The organism is Pseudomonas sp. GW821-FHT07F01 (assembly GCF_059418825.1).
On the sequence record NZ_JBWKQO010000001.1, the window covers coordinates 70,940 to 95,809 of the forward strand.

Sequence of the window (24,870 nt, forward strand, 5' to 3'; positions counted from 1 at the left end):
GCCACGAACACGCGGCCCTGGCCCTGGCCCAGCGTTGCAGCGGCGTGAGCGCACCGACCCCGCTGTTCAGCGCCTTGCTCAACTACCGGCACAGTGCTGCCGGGGCCAGTGCCGCGGCCCAGGCCGCCTGGGCCGGGATCAGCACCCTGAGCTCCGAGGAGCGCACCAACTACCCCCTGACCCTGAGCGTCGACGACCTCGGGCAGGATTTCAGCCTGACCCTGCTGGCCAGCACCCAGGTCGACCCGCGGCGCATCCTCGGCTACCTGCTGTGCACCCTGGAGAACCTGGCCCAGGCCCTGGAGCAGACGCCGCAACTGGCCCTGGAGCAGTTGCCGATCCTGCCGGTGGCGGAACGCGAGCAGGTGCTGGAAGGCTTCAACCGCAGCGCGGTGGACTACCCCCCGGGGCAGGCTATCCATGGCCGCATCGAGGCCCAGGCGCAGCGCACCCCAGACGCCCTGGCGGCCTGCTACCAGGGCCGCTCGCTGAGCTATGCCGAGCTCAACCAACAGGCCAATGTCCTGGCCCGGCAACTGCGCGGGCTGGGGGTGCAGCCCGATGACCGGGTGGCCATCGTTGCCCGGCGCAGCCTGGAAACGGTGGTGGGCCTATTGGCGATTCTCAAGGCCGGGGCCTGCTATGTGCCCATCGACCCGGCCCACCCGGCCGAGCGTCTGAACTACCTGCTCCAGGACTGCGGCCCGCGGGCGGTGCTGACCCAGGCCGAGCTGCTGGGGCGCCTGCCGGCCCTGGCGGTGCCGGTGATCGAACTCAACCAGCGGTTGTGGCTCGATCAGACGGCGGACAATACCCAGGTACCGGGGCTGAGCGCGGCCAACCTGGCCTATGTGATCTACACCTCCGGCTCCACCGGCCTGCCCAAGGGGGTGATGGTGGAGCACCGGACCCTGGGCAACCTGGTGGACTGGCACTGCCAGGCCTTCGACCTGCGTCCCGGCAGCCAGGCCTCGTGCCTGGCCGGCTTCGGTTTCGATGCCATGGCCTGGGAGGTCTGGCCGGCGCTGTGTGTGGGCGCGACCCTGCACCTGGCACCGGCCCAGGACGGCAGCGAGGACCTGGATGCGTTGCTCGCCTGGTGGCGTGCCCAGCCCCTGGACGTGAGCTTCCTGCCGACCCCGGTGGCCGAGTACGCCTTCAGCCAGGAGCAGGGCCACCCGAGCCTGCGCACCCTGCTGATCGGCGGCGACCGCCTGCGCCAGTTCAGCCACGACCAGGGCTTTGCCCTGATCAACAACTACGGCCCCACCGAAGCCACGGTGGTGGCCAGTTCCGGGCCGATCCACGCCGGTGGCGAGCTGGACATCGGCCGGCCGGTGGCCAACGCGCGCATTTACCTGCTGGATTCCCAGCAGCGCCCGGTGCCCATCGGCGTCGCCGGTGAGCTGTATGTGGGCGGCGCCGGGGTGGCCCGGGGGTACCTCAACCGCCCGCAATTGACCGCCGAACGCTTTCTCGACGATCCCTTCAGCGACCAGCCTGAGGCGCGCATGTACCGCAGCGGCGACCTGGCGCGCTGGCTGGCGGACGGGCGCATCGACTACCTGGGGCGCAACGACGATCAGGTGAAGATCCGCGGCGTGCGTATCGAGCTGGGGGAGATCGAGACCCGCCTCTGCCAGTTCCCCGGTATCCAGGAGGCGGTGCTGCTGGCCCGCGAGGATCAGCCGGGCAACCCGCGGCTGGTGGCCTATTTCACCCAGCAGCAGGACGTCGCCCTGGACGTGGCGCAGTTGCGCGCCCACCTGCTGGCGCAGTTGCCTGACTACATGGTGCCGGTGGCTTATGTACGGCTCGACGCCTTGCCCCTGACCGCCAACGGCAAGCTCGACCGCAAGGCCCTGCCGGCGCCGGATCAGGCGGCGCTGTTTGGCCGTGAATACCAGGCCCCGCAAGGCGCCACCGAAACCACCCTGGCCGCGATCTGGCAGGAGGTGCTGCACCTGCCGCGGGTCGGGCGCCAGGATCACTTTTTCGAGCTGGGCGGCCATTCGCTGCTGGCCATGCGCATGGTGTCCCAGGTACGCCAGCGCCTGGGGGTGGAACTGGCCCTGGGCGAGCTGTTCGCCAATGCCGAGCTGAGCGCGGTGGCCGCGGTGCTGGAGCGTGCCGGGCGCAGCCATCTGCCGGAGATCTTCCCGGCGGTGCAGGATCACGACCTGCCGCTGTCCTTCGCCCAGCAGCGCCTGTGGTTCCTGGCGCAGATGGACGGTGCCGCCAGCGCCTACAACATTCCCATCGGCCTGGGCCTGCGCGGGCAGCTCGATCGCTCGGCGCTGCGCCAGGCGCTGCAGGCCATCGTCAGCCGCCACGCCACCTTGCGCAGCCGTTTCGTGCGCGTCGAGGATCAGCCCCAGGTGCTGATCGGGCCCCTGGACAGCGCTCTGGAACTGCACGAGGAAGACCTGCGCCAGGCGCCGCTGACCCTGGCCGGGCGGGTGCGTGCCGAAGCCGCCCAGGCCTTCGACCTGGAGCAGGGGCCGGTGATCCGCGCGCGCCTGCTGGCCCTGGCGGACGATCACCATGTGCTGCTCCTGACCCTGCACCACATCGTTGCCGATGGTTGGTCCATGGGCGTGCTGACCCGGGAGCTGGTGGCCCTGTACCAGGCCTTCAGCCAGGGCCGGCCCGATCCCTTGGCGCCGCTGGCGGTGCAGTACAGCGACTTTGCCCTGTGGCAACGGCGCTGGCTCAGCGGTGAGGTGCTGCAGCAGCAGAGCGACTACTGGCGCCAGGCCCTGGCCGGCGCGCCCAGCCTGCTGATGCTGCCCACCGACCGGCCGCGGCCGCAGCAGCAGGATTTCAGCGGTGGCAGCATCGAGCTGCTGCTGGACCGGGCCCTGAGCGACCAGCTCAAGGCCCTGAGCCAGCGCCATGGCTGCACCCTCTACATGACCCTGCTGGCCGGCTGGGGGCTGCTGCTGAGCCGCCTTTCGGGGCAGGACGATCTGCTGATCGGCAGCCCGGTGGCCAACCGCATGCGCGCCGAGGTGGAAGGGCTGATCGGGCTCTTCGTCAACACCCTGGCCCTGCGCCTGGACCTGGACCCGGGGCAGAGCGTGAGCGGGCTGCTGGCCCAGGTCCGCGCCCGCAGCCTGGAGGCCCAGGCGCACCAGGACCTGCCGTTCGAGCAGGTGGTGGAAATCGTCCGGCCCCAGCGCAGCCTGTCCCACAGCCCGCTGTTCCAGGTGGTGCTGACCTGGGTCGACAACTTCGCCCAGGACCTGCAACTGGGGGACCTGAAACTCGAAGGTGTGGCCGGGGCCAGCGCGGTGGCCAAGTTCGACCTGACCCTGAGCCTGGGAGAAAGCCAGGGGCAGATCCGCGGAACCCTGGACTACGCCACCGCGCTGTTCGATGAGGCCACGGTGCAGCGCTATGCCGCCTACCTGGTGCAGGTGCTGCGGGCCATGGTGGCCGACGATCAGCAATGCCTGGCCCAGGTGCAGTGGCTGGATGAGACCGAGCGCCGGCAACTGCTGGAGGATTTCAACGCCAGCGCCGTGGACTACCCACGGGGCCGGACCCTGGCCCAGCGCTTCGAGGCCTTTGCCGCTCGGCAGCCCGAGGCCACGGCCCTGCAGATGGGCGCGCAGCGCCTGAGCTATGGCCAGTTGAATACCCGGGCCAACCAACTGGCCTGGCACTTGCGGGAGCTGGGGGTGGGCCCGGATCAGCGGGTGGCGATCTGCGTCGAGCGCGGGCCGGGGATGGTGATCGGCCTGCTGGGGATTCTCAAGGCCGGTGGCGCCTATGTGCCCATCGACCCGGGTCACCCCGCGGAACGCATCGCCTACCTGCTGCAGGACAGCGCGCCGCTGGCGCTGCTGGTGCAGGGCAGCACCCGGGCCCTGGTGGGCCAACCGGCCATGGCCCGGGTGGACCTCGACCAGCCCGAGTGGCAGGCCCGCCCCGAGGGCAACCTGCAGGTGCCGGGCATGAGCTGCGCGCACCTGGCCTATGTGATCTACACCTCCGGTTCCACCGGCCTGCCCAAGGGCGTGATGGTGGAGCATGCCAGCCTGGAAAACCTGCTGGACTGGCATTGCCAGGCCTTCGACCTGGGGCCGGGGCGACATGCCTCCAGCGTCGCCGGTTTCGGCTTCGACGCCATGGCCTGGGAACTCTGGCCGACGCTCTGCGGCGGCGCCACCCTGCACCTGCCGCCGGCCGGTATCGGCCACCAGGACCTCGACCAACTGCTGCACTGGTGGCAGGCCCAGCCCCTGGACCTGAGCTTTCTGCCGACCCCGGTGGCCGAATACGCCTTCAGCCAGGGCCTGGGCCACCCGACCTTGCGCACCCTGCTGATCGGCGGCGACCGCCTGCGCCAGTTCAGCCAGGAGCCGAGCTTTGCCGTGGTCAACAACTACGGCCCCACCGAAACCACGGTGGTGGCCAGCTCCGGGCGGCTGCTGGCCGGCGGGCCCCTGGACATCGGCCGGCCCATCGCCAATGCACGGATCTACCTGCTGGACCCGCAGCAGCGGCCGGTGCCCATCGGCGTCGCCGGTGAGCTGTATGTGGGCGGCGCCGGGGTGGCCCGGGGTTACCTCAACCGCCCGGAGCTGACGGCCGAACGCTTCCTTGAAGACCCCTTCAGCACCGTGCCGGGCGCACGCATGTACCGCAGCGGCGACCTGGCGCGCTGGCGGGCGGACGGGCGCATCGACTACCTGGGGCGCAACGACGACCAGGTGAAGGTGCGTGGCGTGCGCATCGAGCTGGGGGAGATCGAGACCTGCCTCAACCGCCTTCCGGGCATCCGCGAGGCGGTGCTGCTGGCCCGGGAAGACCAGCCGGGGCAGACCCGGCTGGTGGCCTATTTCAGTGCAATCCCCGGCGCCGAGCCGAGCCCGGCCGAGCTGCGCAGGCGCCTGCTGGAGCAACTGCCGGAGTACATGGTGCCGGCGGCCTATGTGCACCTCGCTGCCTTGCCCCTGACCGCCAACGGCAAGCTCGACCGCCGGGCGTTGCCGCAACCGCCGCTGGAGGCGCTGCTGAGCCGGGACTATGTGGCCCCCGAGGGCGACAGCGAGATCGCCCTGGCGCAGATCTGGAGCGAGCTGCTGCAGGTCGAGCGGGTAGGGCGCCACGATCACTTCTTCGAACTGGGCGGCCATTCGCTGCTGGCCATGCGCATGCTGTCCCAGGTGCGGCAGCGCCTGGGGGTGGAGCTGGCCCTGGGCGAGCTGTTCGCCAATGCCGAACTGTGCGCCGTGGCCGCGGCCCTGGCCCGGGCCGAGTGCAGCAGCCTGCCGGACCTGCTGCCGGCGCCGCGCAACCAGCCGCTGGCGCTGTCCTTCGCCCAGCAGCGCCTGTGGTTCCTGGCGCAGATGGAAGGGGCCAACACCGCCTACAACATTCCCATCGGCCTGCGCCTGCGCGGGCCACTGGACGGCGCGGCCCTGCAGCAGGCCCTGGAGCGCATCGTCGCGCGCCATGAAACCCTGCGCAGCCGCTTTGCCCAGTACGGTGACGAAGCCCAGGTGCTGATCGCCCCGGCCGAATCCGGGCTGGAGCTGCTGCTGGAAAACCTGCGGGGCCACCCCCAGGCCAGCGACGCCTTGCAGGCCCTGGTGCAGGGCGAGGCCTCGGCGCCGTTCGACCTGCAACGCGGGCCGCTGATCCGCGGGCGCCTGGTCAGCCTGGCGGACGACCACCATGTGCTGTTGCTGACCCTGCACCATATCGTCAGCGATGGCTGGTCCATGGGCGTGCTGACCCGGGAACTGGTGGCGCTGTACCAGGCCTTCAGTCGTGGCCTGCCCGACCCCCTGGCGCCGCTGGCGGTGCAGTACAGCGACTTTGCCCACTGGCAGCGGCACTGGCTCAGTGGCGCGGTGCTGGAGCAGCAGGCGCAGTGCTGGCGCCAGGCCCTGGAGGGGGCGCCGCCGTTGCTCATGCTGCCCACCGACCGGCCACGGCCGGCCCAGCAGGACTACGCCGGCAGCAGCGTCGAGGTGCGCCTGGATGCGCAATTGACCGCCGGCCTGCGGGCCCTGAGCCAGCGCCATGGCACCACCTTGTACATGACCCTGATGGGCGCCTGGGCGCTGCTGCTGGGGCGGCTCTCGGGGCAGTCCGAGGTGGTGATCGGCACCCCGGTGGCCAACCGCATGCGCGCCGAGGTGGAAGGGTTGATCGGGCTGTTCGTCAACACCCTGGCCCTGCGCCTGGACCTGGAGGCGGCGCCCCGGGTCCAGGCGCTGCTGGCCCAGGTCCGCGCCCGCACCCTGGAGGCCCAGGCTCACCAGCACCTGCCGTTCGAGCAGGTGGTGGAGATCCTGCGGCCGTTGCGCAGCCTGTCCCACAGCCCGCTGTTCCAGACCCTGTTCACCTGGCAGAACGGCGACGGCCCGCAGCTGGAGCTGGGGGACCTGCAACTGGAGGGCATTCACGAGGCCAGCCACTTCGCCAAGTTCGACCTGTCCCTGAGCCTGGGGGAGGTGCAGGACCGCATCGAAGGCAGCCTGGAATACGCCACGGCGCTGTTCGATGAAACCACCATGCTGCGGTATGCCGGCTACCTGCAGCGGGTGCTGCAGGCCATGGTGGCCGATGAACAGATGCTGCTGGCACAGGTGCCGCTGCTGGATGCCGCCGAGCGCGAACAGCTGCTGCACGGCTTCAATGCCACCGCCCGCGACTACCCCCTGGAACAGACCCTGCACGGGCTGTTCGAGACCCAGGTGCTGCGCAGCCCCGAGGCCATCGCCGTGCAGGCCGGCGAGCAGCAGTTGAGCTACCGCGAGCTCAACCAGCAGGCCAACCAGCTGGCCGGGCACCTGCTGCACCTGGGCGTCGGCCCCGACAGCCGGGTGGCGATCTGCGTCGAGCGCGGGCTGCCCATGGTGGTGGGCCTGCTGGGCATCCTCAAGGCCGGCGGCGCCTACGTGCCCATCGACCCGGGCTACCCCGCCGAACGCATTGCCTACATGCTCGACGACAGCGCGCCCCAGGCGCTGCTGGCCGATAGCGCGACCCGGCCGCTGCTGGGCAACCTGGCGCTGCCCCTGGTGGATCTCGACCAGCCGCAATGGCACCGCCAGCCCCGGGTCAACCCGCGGCTCAACGGCCTGACCCCGAGCCACCTGGCCTATGTGATCTACACCTCCGGTTCCACCGGCCGGCCCAAGGGCGCGATGAACGAGCACCGGGCCGTGGTCAACCGCCTGCTGTGGATGCAGGAGCAGTACCGTCTCACTGCCGAGGACGCGGTATTGCAGAAGACCCCGTTCAGTTTCGACGTCTCGGTCTGGGAGTTCTTCTGGCCGTTGTTCACCGGCGCACGGCTGGTGATGGCGCGCCCCGATGGGCACAAGGACCCGGCCTACCTGCGCCAGGTGATCCGTGATGAACGCATCAGCACCTTGCACTTCGTGCCCTCGATGCTCGATGTATTCCTGGCCTATGGCGACACCCGCGAATGCGCCGGCCTGCGCCAGGTGATGTGCAGCGGCGAGGCGCTGCCGGGCAGCCTGGTGCGGCGCTTCAAGCAGCAGTTGCCGCAGGTGGCGCTGCACAACCTCTACGGCCCCACGGAAGCGGCGGTGGACGTCACCGCCTGGGATTGCGCCGGCCCGCTGGCACAGACCCCGGACAACACCCCCATCGGCAAGCCCATCGCCAATACCTGCATCTACCTGCTGGACGGGCAGATGCAACCGGTGCCCCTGGGGGTGGTGGGCGAGCTGTACATCGGCGGGGTGCAGGTGGCCCGGGGTTACCTGAACCGCGAACAACTGAGCGCCGAACGCTTCCTCAAGGACCCGTTCAGCCAGGAACCGGGCGCGCGCCTGTACCGCACCGGCGACCTGGCCCGCTACCTGGCCGACGGCACTATCGAGTACCTGGGGCGCAACGACGACCAGGTGAAGATCCGTGGCCTGCGCATCGAGCTGGGGGAAATCCAGGCGCGCCTGACCCAGCTCGAAGGGGTCAAGGAAGCGGTGGTGCTGGCCCGGGAAGATGTGCCGGGCGACCAGCGCCTGGTGGCCTACTACACCACCGTTGCCGGGCAGCCGGCCTTGGCGGTGGAACAACTGCGCCGGGCGCTGCTGGAACACCTGCCGGAGTTCATGGTGCCGGCGCTGTTCGTGCACCTGGCGGCGCTGCCCCTGAGCCCCAATGGCAAGCTGGAACGCAAGGCCCTGCCGGCCCCGGGGCTGGAGGCGGCCCAGGTGCGCGAGTACGAGGCCCCGGTGGGCGACACCGAGATCCTCCTGGCGCAACTCTGGGCCGAACTGCTCAAGGTCGAGCGGGTGGGGCGCCACGACCACTTCTTCGAACTGGGCGGCCATTCGCTGCTGGCGGTGAGCCTGATCGGCCGCATGCGCCGGGCCGGGCTCTCGGCGGATGTGCGGGTGCTGTTCGGCCAGCCGACCCTGGCGGCCCTGGCCGCTGCCGTGGGCCGCGGTCGCGAGGTGCAGGTACCGGCCAACCTGATCTACCGCGACTGCCCGCGCATCACCCCGGACCTGCTGCCGCTGCTGGCACTGGATCAGGCCGCCATCGACCGGGTGGTGGCCACGGTGCCCGGCGGTACCGCCAATGTGCAGGACATCTACCCGCTGGCGCCGTTGCAGGCCGGCATCCTGTTCCACCATCTGGCGGCTGGAGCGGGTGACCCCTACGTGTTGCAGGCGCAGTTCGCCTTTGCCAGCACCGAGCGCTTGCAGGCCTTCGCCCAGGCCTTGCAGGGGGTGATCGAACGCAATGACATCCTGCGCAGCGCGGTGCTCTGGGAAGGCCTGGAGCAGCCGCTGCAAGTGGTCTGGCGCCAGGCGCCGCTGTGCTGCGAAGAGATCGCCCTGGAGCCTGGCGACGGCGAGGTGCTGGGCCAGTTGCAGGCGCGCTTCGACAGCCGTCGCTACCGCCTGGACATCGCCCAGGCGCCGCTGCTGCGCCTGGTGCAGGCCGCCGACCCGGTGAACCAGCGAGTGGTGGCCCTGCTGCTGTTCCATCACCTGGTGATGGACCACGTGGCCCTGGAGGTGCTGCAGCACGAACTGCAAGCCTTCCTCCTGGGCCAGCAGCAGCGCCTGGGGGAAGCGGTGCCGTACCGCAACTACGTGGCCCAGGCGCGCCTGGGCATCGGCGAGGCCGAGCATGAGGCGTTCTTCCGCCAGATGCTCGGCGATATCGACCAGCCGACCCTGCCGCTGGGCCTGCAGGAAGTACCGGGAGGCAGCGCCGAACTCAGCGAAGCGCGCCAGCCCCTGGACCGCCTGCTGAGCCGGCGCCTGCGCTTGCAGGCGCGGCAACTGGGGGTCAGTGCCGCAAGCCTGATGCACCTGGCCTGGGGCCGGGTGCTGGGCAGCCTGGCGGGGCAGCAGCAGGTGGTGTTCGGCACCGTGCTGCTGGGGCGGATGCAGGGCGGCGAGGGCGCCGAACGGGCCCTGGGAGTGTTCATCAACACCTTGCCGCTGCGGGTCGATCTGGGCGAGTTGCCGGTGCGCGAGGCCCTGCTGGCCACCCATGAGCGGCTGGCGCAGCTGCTTGGCCACGAACAGGCGCCGCTGGCCCTGGTCCAGCGTTGCAGTGGGGTGGAGCCGGGTACACCGTTGTTCAGCAGCCTGCTCAACTACCGTCACAGTGCCCCGGCGGCAAACCAGGCGGGGCAGGCCGGCAGTGCCTGGGAGGGCATGCAGTTGCTCAATGCCCAGGAGCGCAGCAACTACCCGCTGACCCTGAGCATCGACGACCTGGGGGACGGCTTCATGCTCACCGCCGTGGCCGCCGGGATCGATGCCCGGCGCATTTGCGACTACCTGCACGGCACCCTGGAACAGCTGCTGCTGGCCCTGGAGCAGCAACCGGAACAGGCCATCGGCCAGGTGCCGGTGCTGCCGCAGGCCGAGCGCCGGCAGGTACTGGAGGGCTTCAACGACACGGTGCGCGACTACCCGCGCGAGCAGGTCCTGCACCAGTGTTTCGAGGAGCAGGTGCTGGCCCGGCCGCAGCAGGTGGCAGCGGTGCAGGGCGCCGAACAGCTCAGCTATATCCAGCTCAACACCCGGGCCAACCAACTGGCCCAGCATCTGCTGCAACTGGGGGTGCAGCCCGGGGATCATGTGGCGCTGCTGCTGCCGCGCTCCCTGGACCTGCTGGTGAGCCAACTGGCGGTGAGCAAGTGCGGCGCCGCCTATGTACCGCTGGACGTCAATGCCCCGGCCGAGCGCCTGGGGTTCATGCTGGCCGACAGCGGGGCGCCGGTGCTGCTCAGCCACAGCGAGCGGGTGCTGGAAGCTGCGGTGCAACGGGTCGACCTGGACCGTCTGCGCTTCGACCGGCTGGCCGGGCACAACCCGAACCTGGCGCTGTCGTCCGAGGCGGTGGCCTACGTCATGTACACCTCCGGTTCCACTGGAGCGCCCAAGGGCGTGCGGGTGCCGCACCGGGCCATCACCCGGCTGGTGATCAACAACGGCTATGCCGATTTCAACCCCGAGGACCGGGTGGCCTTCGCCTCCAACCCGGCCTTCGACGCCAGCACCCTGGAGGTCTGGGGGCCGCTGCTCAACGGTGGCCGGGTCGTGGTGGTGGACCACGCGACATTGCTGGACCCGCACGCCTTCGGCTCGCTGCTGGAACGCACCGGGGTCAGCCTGCTGTTCCTCACCACCAGCCTGTTCAACCAGTACGTGCAACTGGTTCCCCAGGCCTTCAAGGGGCTGCGCATGCTGCTCTGTGGCGGCGAACGGGCGGATGCCACGGCCTTCCGGCGGATCCAGGCCGAGCTGCCGCACTTGCGCCTGGTCAACGGCTACGGGCCCACCGAGACCACCACCTTTGCCGTGACCCATGAGCCCGGTGAGCTGGCGGCGGATGCCGACAGCGTGCCCATTGGCCGGCCGCTGTCCAACACCCGGGTGTACGTGCTCGATGCCCTGGGCCAGCCGCTGCCGGTGGGGGTGGTGGGGGAGCTGTACATCGGGGGTGATGGCGTGGCCCTGGGCTACCTCAACCGTCCGGACCTGTCGGCGCAGAAGTTCCTCATCGACCCGTTTCACCAGCAAACCCACGGCACCGCTGCGCTGGCCCTGATGTACCGCACCGGCGACCTGGGCCGCTGGCTGGAAAATGGTCTTCTGGAATGCATCGGGCGCAATGACGAGCAGGTGAAGATCCGCGGCCTGCGCATCGAACCCGGGGAAATCCAGGCGCAGTTGGCCCGCTTCCCCGGCCTGCGGGACGGCGTGGTCGTGGTGCGTGAAGACAGCCCCGGGGACAAGCGCCTGGTGGCCTACTACACCCTGCACGAGCACACCCCGGCGCCGGATGCCGAGCAACTGCGCAGCCACCTGCAACAGCAGTTGCCGGACTACATGGTGCCCCTGGCCTATGTGCACTTGCAGGCCTTGCCGCTGACCCGCAACGGCAAGCTGGACCGCCGTGCGCTGCCGGCGCCCGGCAGCGCGGCCCAGCTCGCCCAGGCCTATGCCGCGCCCCAGGGCGCGCTGGAGCAGGCCCTGGCCGGGCATTGGGCGGCGGTGCTGAAGCTCGAGCAAGTAGGGCGCCACGACCACTTCTTCGAACAGGGCGGGCATTCGCTCTCGGCCATCCAGTTGCTCAACCGCCTGCAACAGGCGGCGTTCGACGTGACCCTGGCGGAGCTGTTCCAGCACGCCACGGTGGCGGCCATGGCGCGCCTGTTGAGCGAGCGCACGGCCGCGCCGCGCTCCACCGAGCTGATCCCGGTGCGCACCGGCGGCAGTGGCCCGGCGCTGTTCCTGGTCCATGAGTTCACCGGGCTGGACGTGTATTTCCCGGCCCTGGGCCAGCACCTGGAAGGCGATTTCCCGATCTACGGCCTGCCCGGCGTGGCGGTCGGCGAGCCGCAGTTGCGCACCCTGGAATGCCTGGCCACACGCTTGCTTGACGTGATGCGCAAGGCCCAGCCGCAGGGGCCGTATCGCCTGGCCGGCTGGTCCTTCGGTGGGGTCCTGGCCTATGAGATCGCCCAGCAGTTGCTGGGCCTGGACCAGGAGGTGGAGTTCCTCGGCCTGATCGACAGCTACGTGCCGCGCCTGACCGACCAGGGCAAGGCTCGCTGGTCTGGCGAGCACGCGCACAAGCGCCACCTGCTATTGCAGTGCCGCGCCTACTGGAGCGCCCAGGGCGCGGCCGGGGTGCAGTCCCTGGCGCACCTGGAACAACTGGAGGCGCTGCTGGAACCACTGGACTTTGCCGACCTGCTGCAACGCTGCCGCGACCAGGGGCTGCTGTTCGAGCAACTGGCCACGGCGCCGCCGCAAGCGCTCGGCCATTACCTGGACCGCGAGGTCGCCCACGGCCATGCCCTGGCCCATTACCGGGTCCATCCCCTGGGCATGCCGGTGCATCTGTTCTGCGCCGCCGAACGGCCCACCGAGCTGTCCCGGCGCAGCCCGACCCTGGGCTGGGGCGAGATCCTGCCGGCGGGCGAACTGCACTGCATCAGCGTACCCGGGGACCACCTGAGCATGATGAAGGCGCCGCATATCCAGGCCCTGGGTCACGCCCTGGGCCAGGCCCTGGCGGTGGCCAGGGCCAAGGGCGCGGTGAGCGCTGTGCCGCACCAGCCCTTGCTGCGGATCCAGAGCGGGCGCCCCGGGCACACGCCGATCTTCTGCGTGCCCGGGGCCGGTGACAGCATCACCGGCTTTATCGGCCTGAGCGAGGCCCTGGGGGCCGAATGGCCGATCCTCGGCCTGCAGGCCCGGGGCCTGGACGGCTGCGGGGTGCCCCATGGCCAGGTCGAAGTGGCGGCCCGGCATTACCTGGAGGCCATCACCGCCGAGTACCCCGACGGGCCGCTGCACCTGATCGGCCATTCCTTCGGCGGCTGGGTGGCATTCGAGATGGCCGGGGCCCTGCAGGCCGCCGGTCGCGAAGTGGTGTCGCTGACCCTGATCGACAGTGAGGCTCCCGGAGGCAATGGCGCGCTAGGGCGGCCCTATACCACCACCGCGGCGCTGTGGCGCTTGATCGAATCCATGCAACTGGCTGCGGGCCAGGACATGGGCATCGACCCCGAGCGCTTCGCCGCCGAGGACGACGGCATGCAGATGCACCTGCTGCATGCCGGCATGGTACGGGTCGGGCTGTTGTCCCCGCGCGCCGACCCGCGGGCCATGCACGGCCCGGCGCGAACCTTCGCCAGCGCCCTGCGCACCCGCTACCAGCCTCGGCGCCCGTACCAGGGCAAGGTGCGCCTGGTGCTGGCGGATGACCCGAGCCTGGACGCCGCCGGCAACCGCCGGGAGCAGCAGGGGATGGTCCAGGGCTGGCGCCGGCAGGCTGCGCACCTGCAGGTGTGGTACGGCCCGGGCAACCACTTCAGCCTGCTCAAGGCGCCCAACGTCTACCACCTGGCGGCCTGGTGGCATGACGGCCTGGCGCTGCCCCAGGGGGAGGTCATGTCATAGGGCGCGGGGCAACACAGGCGCTGGCCCTGCCGGCGCCTGGACACCCGGTTTCATTCATCTGGAACACCGCTCACTACGGCAGCACGGTGTTCTGTAAGGGGGCTCGCCGCTGGCCGGTGCAGCCCGCCCTCAACGGACTTGTGGTCATCTATGGAAAAGTCGAAGTTTCGCAAAATCGGTATGGGGCTGTTGCTGGTGGTTGTGGCCGGGTTGATTTTCTATACGGTGCAGGCGCCGGCGGAGCCGCCGCAGTACCTGACCGCCAAGGTCGAACGGGGGGATATCGAGAACGCGGTCCTGGCCTCGGGCCTGCTCGAAGGCATCAAGCAGGTGGATGTCGGGGCCCAGGTCTCCGGGCAGTTGAAGTCGCTCAAGGTCAAGGTCGGGGACAAGGTGAAAAAGGGCCAGTGGCTGGCGGAAATCGACCCGCTGGTGCTGCAGAACACCCTGCGCCAGGCCCAGGTGGACGAGGAGAACCTGCAGGCCAAGCGCCGCGCCACCGCGGCCCAGCTCAAGGAAACCAAGGCCATCTACGAGCGCTACCGTGACTTGCAGTCCGACGCCTCGATTTCCCAGCAGGATTACGAGACCGCCGAATCCAACTACGAGGTGCAGCGGGCCAACCTGCTGTCCCTGGACGCGCAGATCAAGAGCGCGCACATCCAGATCGACACCGCCAAGGTCAACCTGGCCTACACCCGCATCGTCGCGCCGATCGATGGCGATGTGGTGGGGGTGGTGACCCAGGAAGGCCAGACGGTGATCGCCAACCAGCTGGCGCCGGTGCTGCTCAAACTGGCGGACCTGGACACCATGACCGTCAAGGCCCAGGTCTCGGAGGCCGATGTGATCCATATCGCCCCCGGCCAACAGGTGTACTTCACCATCCTCGGCGAGGCGGAAAAACGCTACTACGCCAAGCTGCGGGGCACTGAGCCGGCGCCGCAGAACTTTCTCGAAACCCAGACCGCCGGCACCCCCAAGCAGAACACCGCGGTGTTCTACAACGCGCTGTTCGACGTGCCCAACCCGGACCATAGGCTGCGCATTTCCATGACTGCCCAGGTGCGCATCGTGCTGGATACCGCCAAGGACGTGCTGATGGTACCGGTGGCGGCCCTGGGCCCGCGCAATGCCGACGGCAGCTTCGCGGTGCGGGTGCTGGACGCCAAGGGCCATGCCCAGGCGCGCAACGTCAGCACCGGGATCAACAACAACGTCAAGGTGCAGATCAAGGACGGCCTGGCGGAGGGTGACCGGGTGGTGATTGGTGATCCGCTGCCCGGCACGGCAGGGGCCTGAGCATGAGCGAGCCCCTGCTGCACCTCACCGGCATCAGCCGCAGCTTCACCGCCGGGGATCGGGAGTTCCTGGCCCTCAAGCACATCGACCTGAGCATCCAGGCCGGGGAAATGGTGGCGATCACCGGGGCCTCGGGGTCGGGCAAGTCGACCCTGATGAACATCCTCGGCTGCCTGGACTACGCCACCGCCGGCAGCTACAAGGTCAACGGCCGGGAAACCCGCGACCTCGACGACCAGGCCCTGGCGGAACTGCGCCGCGACTACTTCGGCTTCATCTTCCAGCGCTACCACTTGCTGCCGCACCTGAGCGCCATGCACAACGTCGAGATGCCGGCGATCTACGCCGGTACCCCGCAAGTCAGGCGCCATGGCCGGGCCCGGGAACTGCTGGCGCGCCTGGGTTTGTCCGGGCACCTGGGCCACCGGCCCAGCCAGCTCTCCGGCGGCCAGCAGCAGCGAGTGAGCATCGCCCGGGCGCTGATGAACGGCGGCGAAGTGATACTCGCCGACGAACCCACCGGTGCCCTGGACACCGCCAGCGGCAAGGAGGTGATGAACATCCTCCAGGAACTGCACGGCCTGGGGCACACGGTGATCATCGTCACCCACGACCCCAAGGTGGCGGCCAACGCCCAGCGCATCATCGAAGTGCGCGACGGCGAGATCGTCAGCGACCGGGCCAACCCGCGCCCGGCGGACGAGGCGCCGAGCGAGCCACCGGTCAGCGTGCGGCCCGCCGGTGCGCGGCGCCTGGTGGCCAGCCTGGGGCTGTTCAAGGAGGCCTTCGTGATGGCCTGGGTGGCGCTGGTCTCGCACCGTATGCGCACCCTGCTGACCATGCTCGGGATCGTCATCGGCATCACCTCGGTGGTGTCCATCGTGGCCATCGGCGAGGGCGCCAAGCGCTACGTGCTCAAGGACATCCAGGCCATTGGCAGCAACACCATCGACATCTTCCCCGGGGCCAGTTTCGGCGACAGCCGGGCGGCGGCGATCCAGACCCTGATGCCCGCCGACGTGACGGCCCTGAACCAGCTGTACTACGTCGACAGTGCCACGCCCATGGTCGGCCGCAGCCTGTTGCTGCGCTACGGCAACATCGACCTCAACGCCACGGTCAACGGCGTCAGCCACCTGTATTTCCAGGTTCGCGACATCAAGCTGGCCAGCGGCATTTCCTTCAGCGAGAACGACGCGCGGCGCCAGGCCCAGGTGGTGGTGATCGACCACAACACCCGCAACCGCCTGTTCGGGCCGGATGTCGACCCGCTGGGGCAGGTGATCCTGGTGGGCAACCTGCCGTGCACGGTGATCGGCGTGACCCGGGAGAACAAGAACATGTTCGCCGCCAGCAACCTGCTGAACGTCTGGCTGCCCTACGAGACCGCCGCCGGGCGGGTGCTCGGCCAGCGCCACCTGGACAGCATCAGCGTGCGGATCAAGGACGGCCAGCCGAGCAAAGTGGTGGAGGAGCATGTGAAGAAGCTGATGGAGCAGCGCCACGGCACCAAGGATTTCTTCACCAACAACCTCGACAGCATCATGCAGACGGTGCAGCGCACCAGCCGCTCCCTGGCCCTGCTGCTGTCGCTGATCGCGGTGATTTCCCTGGTGGTGGGGGGAATCGGGGTGATGAACATCATGCTGGTGTCGGTCACCGAGCGGACCCGGGAGATCGGCATCCGCATGGCGGTGGGGGCCCGGCAGTCGGATATCCGCCAGCAGTTCCTGGTGGAGGCGGTGATGGTCTGCCTGATCGGCGGGGCCATCGGCATCAGCCTGTCGTTCGCCATCGGCTACCTGTTCACCCTGTTCATCAAGGAGTGGGAGATGGTGTTTTCCATGGGGTCGATCATTACCGCGTTCGCCTGTTCGACCCTGATCGGCATCGTCTTCGGCTTCGTTCCAGCGCGCAACGCCGCGCGCCTGGATCCCATCGAGGCCCTGGCCCGGGATTGACAGGCCGTATACCGAACCGCCGGCGCTGGGGCCGGCGGGGGTTACAGGGCCAAGGCCGGATCAGGCCGTCGGGGTTTCGCTGCTGTGCGGCGCTTGTTCCTCGGGCGAGTACATCCAGCGCAGCAGCGAGTGCCGGCCACTGATGCCGAGCTTGATGGCGGCGCGCTTCAAGTAGCTTTCGACGGTATTGACCTTGAGCTTGAGCTGCTCGGCCAGCTGCGGCGCGGTGCGCCCGGCCAGCAGCCCGACACAGACCTCCAGCTCGCGGTTGGACAGGCGCAGCCCGGACTGTTCCAGGCGCGCGGCAAAGCGCAGGCGCAGGCTTGCCAGGCCCTCGATGGCGGCACTGTCCTGCTCGGCGGCATCGCCCCGGGGCTGCAGGGCGCTGATGTGTTTTTCCACCATGGGCAGCAGCAACGGCGAGATGTCCTCCAGCAGCAGGCGTTCCTGGGGGGAAAAGCTCTGGTCCTGGCTGCTGCGGTACACCGAGAGCACGTAGTGGTAGGAGTCCTTGCGCCCGGTCAGGTGCAGTTGTGCCGGGTCCGCGTGGCCGCGCTGGCGTTGCAGCGACGGGCCCGGGGCCGGTTCGCCGGATTGTTCGGGAAAGCCGGTGAGCAGCAGCGGGTCATTGCTGGCATGGGCATCGCTGTACAGCGGGTGGCGGGTCTGCATCAGGGTGTTGCCGGTTCTGCCGGCGGCCTGTTCCGGGTCGGCCCGCAGTTGGGTGATATGGGTGGCGTCCACAGCCAGCTGGGTGAGTATCAGGTCGTGCAGCATGCGCGGAAAGTTGCGGCTGCCGGTGCTGGCGATGACCTTACCAATGTGTGGAAACAGTATTTGTGAGTTCATCATTTCATCCATGAATGTGAAGGTGTGGAGGGGGGCTGCCTTATAGCAACGAGTTTGGGTCAGGGTTGATTTACCTCCTGTTTGCTCTGGGCGACAAAGGGTCGCCTCGTATCCTAGTACAGGGTGGCGGTGGCTGTTTGATGAAGTGCGCAAAATCTTTCACCGCGGGCGCAGCGGTGCGGTGCTGCGTTGCACAGCACCGGGGCCGGGCTTGCAGGTGGGCCGGGTTACTGGCGCTTCTCGCAATTGACCATCCATGGCACACCAAAGCGGTCCACCAGCATGCCGAAGCGCTCGGCCCAGAAGGTGGCTTCCAGGGGCATCTGCACGTTGCCCTGTTCGGCCAGGGCGGCGAATACCCGTTCGGCTTCGGCGGCGTTGTCGATGTTCAGCGAGATCGAACAGCCGTGGATGCCCAGGTAGGGCAGCTCAGGGGTGGTGTCCGAGCCCATCAGCACCTGGTCGTCGACGCTCAGGCGGGTGTGCATGATGCGTTCGTGACAGTCGGCAGAGATGTGATCACGGGCCGGGCTTTCACCGAAGGTCATCATCATTTCCAGGGTGCCGTTCAGGCATTGGGCATAGAAGGTGAAGGCGGCCTTGCAGGTGCCGTTGAACACCAGGTAGGGGTTGATTTTCATGCTGTGCTCCGGTCGCAGGTAACGGGCAGGCACGCGGGCCTGTGGACGAACTTCCATAGCAAAGCCGCTATCGGCCCTGCGCGGAGGTTTTTTTATAGATGGTTTTTCCATGCTCGCCCGTGGCGATATAACCGTCGCCGCGCCATTGGGGGCGCGGCGGCGGTGCGGGCGGGGGTTACAGGCGCGGCTGCTCCTGGGGCGTGCCGAGCAACTGGTGCAGGGTGTTGATCAGCGCCTGCTGGCGCAGCCGGTCTTCCTGGTGCCGGGCTTCGGCGGCGGCAACATCGGCGTTGCAGTGCGGGCAGGTGCTTTCATGGGCGTGGATGTACTCCAGGCAACTGCGACACAGGGCCAGGCGCGGCGGGATGCGGCCTTCCTCGGGCGACGCCTGGCCCTGGTTGACCCAGGCCAGCTTGATCACCTGGCCGCTGTCGTTGACGCTCGATACCGCCTCGCCGGTGTCGATGCGTTCGGTGATCAGGTCGAAACGGCCCACCGAGAACGACGCCGGGCCGGCGTCTTCGAGCTTGACGATGCGTTCGCGCAGGCCCTTTTTCGCCAGGTCCAGGGTCCGGTAGTGGCAGTAGGGATTGTTCCCCGGCTTGCCCAGCAGAGAGTGCGAGGTCCAGGTGCAGCCGCCGCGGCAGACATCGTTGTAGTAACAGGTGCGGCAGTAGCCCCACAGGTCGTCCACCGAGCGCAGGCGGCCGAAGTGGATGCCTTCGCTGTAGTGCCAGATGTCGTGCAGGCTCATGCTGCGCACGTTGCCACCGGAGAAACCCACGGTGGCCAGGGACGGGCAGCCCTTGACCGTGCCGTCGGCCTCCAGGGCCAGGACCGTCTGCCCGGCGGCGCAGCCGCTCCAGTGCACGCGGTCGTCGCCGAAGCCGCGCCACATGTGCTCGTAGGGGCCGTAGTAGCCGATGTTGTTGCCCACATTCATCAGCAGCCCGCGCTCGGCGCCTTCGCGGTACAGGCGCGCCAGCAGCGGCATCACCTCCAGCAACTGGTAGGGCTGCAGCAGCAGCTCGGGGTGATCCACCGCATTGCCCATGGCCACGGTCAGCTGGATCTGCCAGTGGCTGGCGCCGGCATCGATGATCAGCTCCATCAGGGCCGGCAGGTCGGGCAGGGTGGCGGCGCCGATCTGCGTGTTGACGCTGACCTTGAGCCCGGCCTGCTTGGCCCGGCGCAGGGTATCCAGGGCCTTGTCGAAGGAGCCGGGGACATTGCGCACCGCGTCATGCAGCGGCGCCAGGCCATCCAGGGAGACGCCGACGCCATTGAGCCCGGCATCCACCGCGGCCTGCATCTTGGCCGGGGTCAGGTTGCGCCCGCCGGTCTGGATCGCCACGTACATGCCGTGGTCGTGGATGGCCTGGATCAGCCGCGTCCAGTCCTTGCGCAGATAGGCTTCGCCACCGATCAGGGTGACTTCCCGGGTGCCCAGGGCGGCGATCGAATCGATTACCGACAGGCATTCCTGGGTGTTGAGTTCGCCCGGGCGCCGATGCCCGGCGCGGGAGCCGCAATGCAGGCACTTGAGGTCGCAGGCGAGGGTGATTTCCCAGACCACATGCACCGGGACAAAGCGCTTGAGGTCGGTTTCGCTGAGGTAGCGGGCGGGGAGACGGTCTGACATGAGAGTTCCTTGCGCACCCGGCGGTGCGCGGCACCAACCCATCGAAATAGGCGCGCCTTCCTTGTGTCGCAATGGCGCGGTCGTTTTGTGGCAGCCCCCGGGGCCGCGGCGGACGGCCCCGGGGGCTGGTGGTCAGCGCTGTTCCAGGCGGCTGATTTCTGCCTGCAACTGCTGCACCGCCTGGGTCAGGTTGTCAGCGTTGGCCAGTTGCTGCTCGCCCTGGGCCACCAGTGCCTTGAGCCGCGCCAGGTCGCCGCTGGCCTGGGCCTGCTGCAGCGCCACGGCGTACAGCGGGTGGCGCACTTCGGCGGCCGGGCCGGCCTGGCTGGCGTAGTCCGCCGCCTGCGCCTGCTCCACCGGGGCCGGGCTCACGGCGGCGTGTTGCACCACGTGCCAGTGCCCCTGGAACTGGTACTTGTAGCTGGCGAAACCGCTGGCCCAGTCCAGGCCGAGGATGCCCTGCAGATGGAAGGTCTCGGCGATCTGGCTGGTGGGGCCGCTGGGATTGCCGGCCAGGCTGAGGATGATGTGCCCCTCGCTGGAGGGGTCGAGCTTGACCTGGGAGTAGTCGCCCCACACGTCGGTGTGGAACTGCACCGGTGGCGAGGTGCTCTGGGTCACGCGGGCAACGCCGCTGACGCGTTTCTTCGGGGTATCGACCAGCAGGTCGAGGGTCAGCACCGGCCCACCGATCACGGGGTTGGCGACGATGAGGCGGGTATGGAACAGTCCGATTGTCATGCTGCAACTCCTTATCTTCTTGAAGACATCAGGTTCGATGGACGGCCGGGCTCAGCGCCGCTCCTGCTGGCTGATCTCGGCCTTGGCGGCCACCAGTGCGGTGCGGATCAGCGGCAGCTGTTCCAGTTGCTGGGTGGCGACCTTGTGCAGGCTCTTCATCTGCGCCAGGTCACCGCTGGCGATGGCACCGTGGATCGGCGCCCCGTACAGCGCCGAGATCGGCGGCAGCGGATGGTTGGGCTGGCCGCGGTGCAGAGGGGCCGACAGGGTGCTGGACTGCACGGTTTCCTGCAGGTGGGCGGGCACCTGGTTGACCGTCACCCAGCTGTGGCCGTTGTAGTACTGATAGTTGGCCACGCCTTCCTTCCAGTCGTCGCTGACCACCAGGTGCAGCTTGAAGTTGATCACCGAGTTCGACCCCGGGCCGCCCTGGTCGCCCTGGGCCGTGATGAGGATCTTGCTGGTGCTGGGCGGCATGACGGTGAGGTAGGTGTACTGGCCCCAGACATCGCTGTGCAGGTCCAGGGGCGGGTTGACCGCCTGGGTGATGCTGGAAGTGCCGCGCACACTGTGTTCCGGGGTATAGGCCAGCAGGTTGAGGATCAGGGTGGGTGCGCCGGGTTGCGAGGTGCCGATGCGGTAGCTCAGGGGGAACAGGCCTTCGGCTTGCGAGTAGTTGCCGGACATTTGCTTTGCCTCCATTCAATGACAGGGGAACCGCGATCAGCGGCGTTCCAGGCGGGCGACTTCCTTGGCCAGCTGTTCGTAGGCGTTGTGCAGATCCTTGGGTTCGTTCCTGGCCGGATCGCGCTTGGCCAGCAGGGCTTTCATCTCCGGCAGCTTGCCTTCGCTGATGGCCGACTGGATGGCGACTCCGTAGGGGGGGATCACATGTTGGGATGCATTGCTCATGGCGTTTGCCTTCCGTGGGTGTGGATGGGGTGCTGCGCTACTCGGCAGCTTTTGCAGTTAAGCAGCGCGGGTGGAATTGGCAGGGTAATGGCACATTGATTTTGTGGGTTTCCGACCGGTGGATTCACGGTCGGTAAAGGGTTGATTTTGTAGACATTCCAAAGGGCGATATGCAGGCGGGAGGTGATTGCGGATGGCGATAGGAGGGGGTGAGAAAGGGGGGCGAGCGTAGGCACCGGCTGCCGGCGAAGAGGCCCGCGACAGCCATGCATCGCCCTGGCCGGCGCCTTCGCTGGCAAGCCAGCCCCTACGGGGTGTCAGTGCGCTCGGACCACCCCCAACTCCTCCAGCCGGCGCCGCGTCTCAGCCGCCGTCACATGATGAATCGCATGCCACCCCAGCGCCGTTGCGGCGACGATATTGGGCGCATGGTCGTCAATGAACACCAGTTCCTCGGGGGCCACCCCCGGCAAATGCGCACGAATGCGCCCCAGGGTCGTGTGATAGATCTCGGCATCCGGCTTGATCTGGCGCTCTTGCCCCGACACCACGATGTCGCGAAAGCGCTGCAGAAACGGGTAATTGTCCCAGGCATAGGGAAAGGTTTCCCGGGACCAGTTGGTCAGCCCGAACAGGGGCACCTGCGCCTGGTGCAGTTCTTCCAGCAGGGCCACGCCCTGATCCAGTGGCCCCTTGAGCATTTCCGGCCAGCGCCCGTAATAGGCCTCGATCAAGGGGGCATGGTCGGGGTGCTCGGCCACCAGGCTGCGGGTCGCCTCGGCCAGGCTGCGGCCGGCGTCCTGCCGGGTATTCCAGGCCTGGGTGCAGATGGTGTCGAGGAACCACTGGCGGCGCTCATCGTCGGGGATCAGCTGGCGGTACAGGTGGTGCGGGCTCCAGTCGAACAGCACGCCACCAAAATCGAAAACCACGGCACGAATCGTCATGAACACGTCCTTTTGAGCGGTTATGGGCCAGGCGCCATCCTGCGACGCCCGGCAGCACAATGCAATTTGCCGCTGGCCGCTGGTCCGCTCGGCGGCACCCTGGCCACGAATCGTGATCCAACCCCTGTATCCGGCCTTTTCCAGGCTGGCACAGGAGCTGCCCATGACTGCCAAGAACCCCACGGGGCCGCGCTCGTCCGAGCATGCCTCGAATCATCATGACCCGGGTTTCGACCCCGATTCGCCAGACCTGGCCGACCCCCAGGTAGACCCGGTAGGCCCGGCCAGGGCACCCCTGGACCGCCCTGAACCCGAGCACCGGCGCAAGCGCTCGCGGGCCTACGATCCCCTGGCCAACCTGAAGAAGTGACCCGGCGCGCCGACATGCGGCAGTCGCCGGGCGGTGTGGCGGGTGTAAGGTAAAACGCCCAAGCCCCAGGCTCGCCGAGGAAAAAGGAGGTGTCCATGAGCACGCCGCTGCTGAACAAACTGCAGATCAACGGCTATCAGGTCTTGAGCGTCAACCACGGGCCCTGGAAGGTCTGCACGCCGGGTGACCGGCTTGCTACCTTCGGCACCCGGGAAGAGGCCATGGCTTTTGCCGCCGCCCTGCCGGCGCGCAGGCAACGACCGGCCGCCACCGGTGGCTAGCGCCCAGGCAGGAAAAAAGCCCCGACCGGTTCGGGGCTTTTTTATGCCTGGTCGGGGGCATGGCCGGACGGGGCGAGGGCGCAGCGGGGCGCAATTACGGCTGCATGAAACTCAGCAGCGGGAGGATGAAGGCTGCTGCCAGGGCCAGTGCCCACAGGGTCTGCAGAAACAGCTCATCGGCGTTGTCGGCGGCGGGCCGCGGGGCGAGGCGGCGGCGCCAGTAGAAGTACAGGCCGCTGACCACGAACACACAGGTGATGCCCATCATGTACTCCAGCTCCCACTTCTGGGGGCTGATGGCCAGGCTGCCGTCCTGGTCATCCGGGTAGTCGAGCCGCCACCAGGCGCCCAGCAGCAGCGGCACCAGCCCGGCCAGGAGCCAGGCCAGGCGCGCGCCGGGCATCCGGGTCAGCAGGGTCACGGCCAGGCCGATCAGGCACAGCACCCAGACAAAGAGGTACAGCTGAAAGCCCATGGCCCCACCGAACAGCGTGCTGCTGACATCCCGCGGCTGCATCATCTGCACGTCGCACAGCAGCATCAGCGACAAGGGCGCGGCAACGACGATCCAGCACAGAGGGCGGTAGAGCCACAACCACAGGGTAAACAGGCGAGACATGGGCACACTCATCGAGGTTTGGTGAAGCAAGAAAGAGGCGGGGTTGACGGTCAGTCGACAATGACCCGGGTGCCAGGGCCCAGGCACAGGCTCAACTGTTCGCCGGCCCGGTTGAAGGCGCAGTACGGCAGGGGCGCCTTGCTGGCATTGACCAAGGGGGGGATGAAGAAGCCCCCCAGCAACACCGCCCATGCAATCCGCAACGACAGCTCACGGAGGGTGGCGGGGGCTCTCGGCTTGAGCCGCTGCTGGTGCAACAGGTAGATGCCGCTGTAGACGAGGGCGAAACCGAAGACCATCACATAGTCCAGCTCCCGGGCCTGGATGCTGAAGATCAGGTTGCCGTCGAAATCATCCGGGTAGTGGATCCGCCACCACAGGCCCAGCAGCAACTGCACCAGCCCACCGATGATCCAGGCCAGGCGGGCGCCGGGCACCCGGGTCAGCACGGCCAGGCCCAGGCCGATGACGCTGAAGGCCCAGCCGCCCAGGTACAGCATGAAACCCATGGAGCCGCCGAACAGCGTGCCGCCGACTTCCCGGGGGACGATCAGGTGCAGGTTGCAACGGATCATGGTGGCCAATTGTGCGGCCACGGCGATCCAGCACAGGAGGTAGTAGAGCCGGGACCAGAAGGTGTGCAGGGGCGACATGCAGAGACTCGAAAAAAACAGGGCCGATGAGAGTGTGTGGTGGGCTGGGTTCAAACCAACAGCAAACCGCAGGCAAGCGCGAACAGCACCAGGGCGATGCTGATGCCCGCCAGGGGAATGCGAAACCAGTAACGAATCGCCAGCACCCACAGGCTGGCGAGAAACCCCAGGCCGATCAGCAGCAAGCCACGGGCCTCCAGCAGCAGGGCCGGGTGCAGCCAGGCGAGGTAGCCATAGACCAGGCCGAACAGCATGGCGCCCAGGCTGTGGCTGGCGTTGAAGCCGACCCAGGCCCGCCACAGGCTGGTCTGGCGGGTGATCATCGGCGACACCTGGCGCATGCGTTCGGCCAGGGCCGGGTCACGGGGCTGGAATTTGTCGGTGGCGAAGGTGTAGATCAGGTGCAGGGTGCCGAGCAGCAGCACGATGGCTGAGCTGGCGATGATCAGGGCGGGGGCCAACACGTTTCTTCCTTGGGCGGTGCTCGGGTGCGCGGAGTATGCCGGGCCGCCCGGGGTT

General features: G+C 68.2%; 15 protein-coding genes (1 of these 15 running past the window's edge). 5 read left to right on the plus strand and 10 right to left on the minus strand.

The genetic code is table 11. From position 1 onward, the window contains the following. The 3 genes from ofaC to AC07R1_RS00320 all read left to right on the plus strand — a co-directional run. Positions 1 to 13,433 carry the 3' portion of an orfamide A non-ribosomal peptide synthetase OfaC gene (gene ofaC / locus AC07R1_RS00310; RefSeq protein WP_495109942.1) on the plus strand. Its footprint begins 1,273 nt before the window's first position, so the window shows 13,433 of its 14,706 coding nt (coding positions 1,274-14,706); its start codon lies off the left edge, out of view; its stop codon occupies positions 13,431 to 13,433. 150 nt (positions 13,434 to 13,583) lie between these two features. Continuing rightward, entirely contained in the window at positions 13,584 to 14,735 is a 1,152-nt protein-coding gene (gene macA, locus AC07R1_RS00315; RefSeq protein ID WP_011060449.1) for a macrolide transporter subunit MacA, read from the plus strand. A gap of 2 nt (positions 14,736 to 14,737) precedes the next feature. After that, entirely contained in the window at positions 14,738 to 16,696 is a 1,959-nt protein-coding gene (locus tag AC07R1_RS00320; protein WP_011060450.1) for a MacB family efflux pump subunit, read from the plus strand. A 60-nt stretch (positions 16,697 to 16,756) separates the two neighbouring features. Here the strand turns inward: AC07R1_RS00320 and AC07R1_RS00325 are convergent, their stop codons facing one another. The 7 genes from AC07R1_RS00325 to AC07R1_RS00355 form a co-directional block, all read right to left on the minus strand. Next, positions 16,757 to 17,545 carry a helix-turn-helix transcriptional regulator gene (locus tag AC07R1_RS00325; protein WP_346624430.1) on the minus strand — a complete coding sequence of 263 codons (789 nt, stop codon included), beginning with the start codon at positions 17,543 to 17,545 and terminating at the stop codon, positions 16,757 to 16,759. 227 nt (positions 17,546 to 17,772) lie between these two features. After that, a complete protein-coding gene (locus AC07R1_RS00330; protein ID WP_495109943.1) occupies positions 17,773 to 18,186 on the minus strand; it encodes a VOC family protein in 414 nt (137 codons plus the stop codon). Positions 18,187 to 18,361: 175 nt separating this feature from the next. Further along, positions 18,362 to 19,828, minus strand: a complete 1,467-nt coding sequence (locus AC07R1_RS00335; protein WP_026020220.1) for a GDL motif peptide-associated radical SAM/SPASM maturase — start codon at positions 19,826 to 19,828, stop codon at positions 18,362 to 18,364. A gap of 132 nt (positions 19,829 to 19,960) precedes the next feature. Then, entirely contained in the window at positions 19,961 to 20,569 is a 609-nt protein-coding gene (locus tag AC07R1_RS00340; RefSeq protein WP_495109944.1) for a DUF1842 domain-containing protein, read from the minus strand. A 51-nt stretch (positions 20,570 to 20,620) separates the two neighbouring features. Further along, positions 20,621 to 21,256 (minus strand): DUF1842 domain-containing protein, encoded by a 636-nt coding sequence (locus AC07R1_RS00345; protein WP_103291320.1) that lies wholly within the window; start codon positions 21,254 to 21,256, stop codon positions 20,621 to 20,623. Positions 21,257 to 21,292: 36 nt separating this feature from the next. Next, positions 21,293 to 21,481, minus strand: a complete 189-nt coding sequence (locus AC07R1_RS00350) for a DUF1843 domain-containing protein (RefSeq protein WP_015634943.1) — start codon at positions 21,479 to 21,481, stop codon at positions 21,293 to 21,295. Between the two features lie 317 nt (positions 21,482 to 21,798). Then, on the minus strand, positions 21,799 to 22,428 hold the full coding sequence (locus AC07R1_RS00355; protein WP_011060457.1) for an HAD family hydrolase: 630 nt from the start codon (positions 22,426 to 22,428) through the stop codon (positions 21,799 to 21,801). 163 nt (positions 22,429 to 22,591) lie between these two features. Between AC07R1_RS00355 and AC07R1_RS00360 the strand changes: the two genes are divergently transcribed. Then, complete coding sequence (locus AC07R1_RS00360; RefSeq protein WP_015634945.1) at positions 22,592 to 22,798, plus strand: DUF6021 family protein; 207 nt, start codon at positions 22,592 to 22,594, stop codon at positions 22,796 to 22,798. A 95-nt stretch (positions 22,799 to 22,893) separates the two neighbouring features. Then, the gene (locus AC07R1_RS00365) at positions 22,894 to 23,079 is read left to right on the plus strand and encodes a DUF2188 domain-containing protein (RefSeq protein WP_011060459.1); all 186 of its coding nucleotides are present in this window, start codon (positions 22,894 to 22,896) and stop codon (positions 23,077 to 23,079) included. A gap of 94 nt (positions 23,080 to 23,173) precedes the next feature. Here the strand turns inward: AC07R1_RS00365 and AC07R1_RS00370 are convergent, their stop codons facing one another. Genes AC07R1_RS00370 through AC07R1_RS00380 form a run of 3 tightly spaced genes read right to left on the minus strand, consistent with a single transcriptional unit; the run spans position 23,174 to position 24,815 of the window. Continuing rightward, a complete protein-coding gene (locus AC07R1_RS00370) occupies positions 23,174 to 23,698 on the minus strand; it encodes a hypothetical protein (protein WP_019095111.1) in 525 nt (174 codons plus the stop codon). 50 nt (positions 23,699 to 23,748) lie between these two features. Beyond that, positions 23,749 to 24,351, minus strand: coding sequence for a hypothetical protein (locus tag AC07R1_RS00375; protein ID WP_019095110.1), 603 nt, complete (start codon positions 24,349 to 24,351; stop codon positions 23,749 to 23,751). Between the two features lie 50 nt (positions 24,352 to 24,401). Continuing rightward, positions 24,402 to 24,815, minus strand: a complete 414-nt coding sequence (locus AC07R1_RS00380) for an LIC_13387 family protein (protein ID WP_019095109.1) — start codon at positions 24,813 to 24,815, stop codon at positions 24,402 to 24,404. Positions 24,816 to 24,870 lie beyond the last annotated feature (55 nt).

Coding starts and splice junctions, on each gene's coding strand:
- AC07R1_RS00370 (WP_019095111.1), bottom strand. CDS start 23,698: ATGTCTCGCCTGTTTACCCTGTGGTTGTGGCTCTACCGCCCTCTGTGC.
- AC07R1_RS00375 (WP_019095110.1), bottom strand. CDS start 24,351: ATGTCGCCCCTGCACACCTTCTGGTCCCGGCTCTACTACCTCCTGTGC.
- AC07R1_RS00330 (WP_495109943.1), bottom strand. CDS start 18,186: ATGAAAATCAACCCCTACCTGGTGTTCAACGGCACCTGCAAGGCCGCC.
- AC07R1_RS00340 (WP_495109944.1), bottom strand. CDS start 20,569: ATGACAATCGGACTGTTCCATACCCGCCTCATCGTCGCCAACCCCGTG.
- AC07R1_RS00350 (WP_015634943.1), bottom strand. CDS start 21,481: ATGAGCAATGCATCCCAACATGTGATCCCCCCCTACGGAGTCGCCATC.
- macA (WP_011060449.1), top strand. CDS start 13,584: ATGGAAAAGTCGAAGTTTCGCAAAATCGGTATGGGGCTGTTGCTGGTG.
- AC07R1_RS00320 (WP_011060450.1), top strand. CDS start 14,738: ATGAGCGAGCCCCTGCTGCACCTCACCGGCATCAGCCGCAGCTTCACC.
- AC07R1_RS00335 (WP_026020220.1), bottom strand. CDS start 19,828: ATGTCAGACCGTCTCCCCGCCCGCTACCTCAGCGAAACCGACCTCAAG.
- AC07R1_RS00360 (WP_015634945.1), top strand. CDS start 22,592: ATGACTGCCAAGAACCCCACGGGGCCGCGCTCGTCCGAGCATGCCTCG.
- AC07R1_RS00345 (WP_103291320.1), bottom strand. CDS start 21,256: ATGTCCGGCAACTACTCGCAAGCCGAAGGCCTGTTCCCCCTGAGCTAC.
- AC07R1_RS00325 (WP_346624430.1), bottom strand. CDS start 17,545: ATGAACTCACAAATACTGTTTCCACACATTGGTAAGGTCATCGCCAGC.
- AC07R1_RS00365 (WP_011060459.1), top strand. CDS start 22,894: ATGAGCACGCCGCTGCTGAACAAACTGCAGATCAACGGCTATCAGGTC.
- AC07R1_RS00355 (WP_011060457.1), bottom strand. CDS start 22,428: ATGACGATTCGTGCCGTGGTTTTCGATTTTGGTGGCGTGCTGTTCGAC.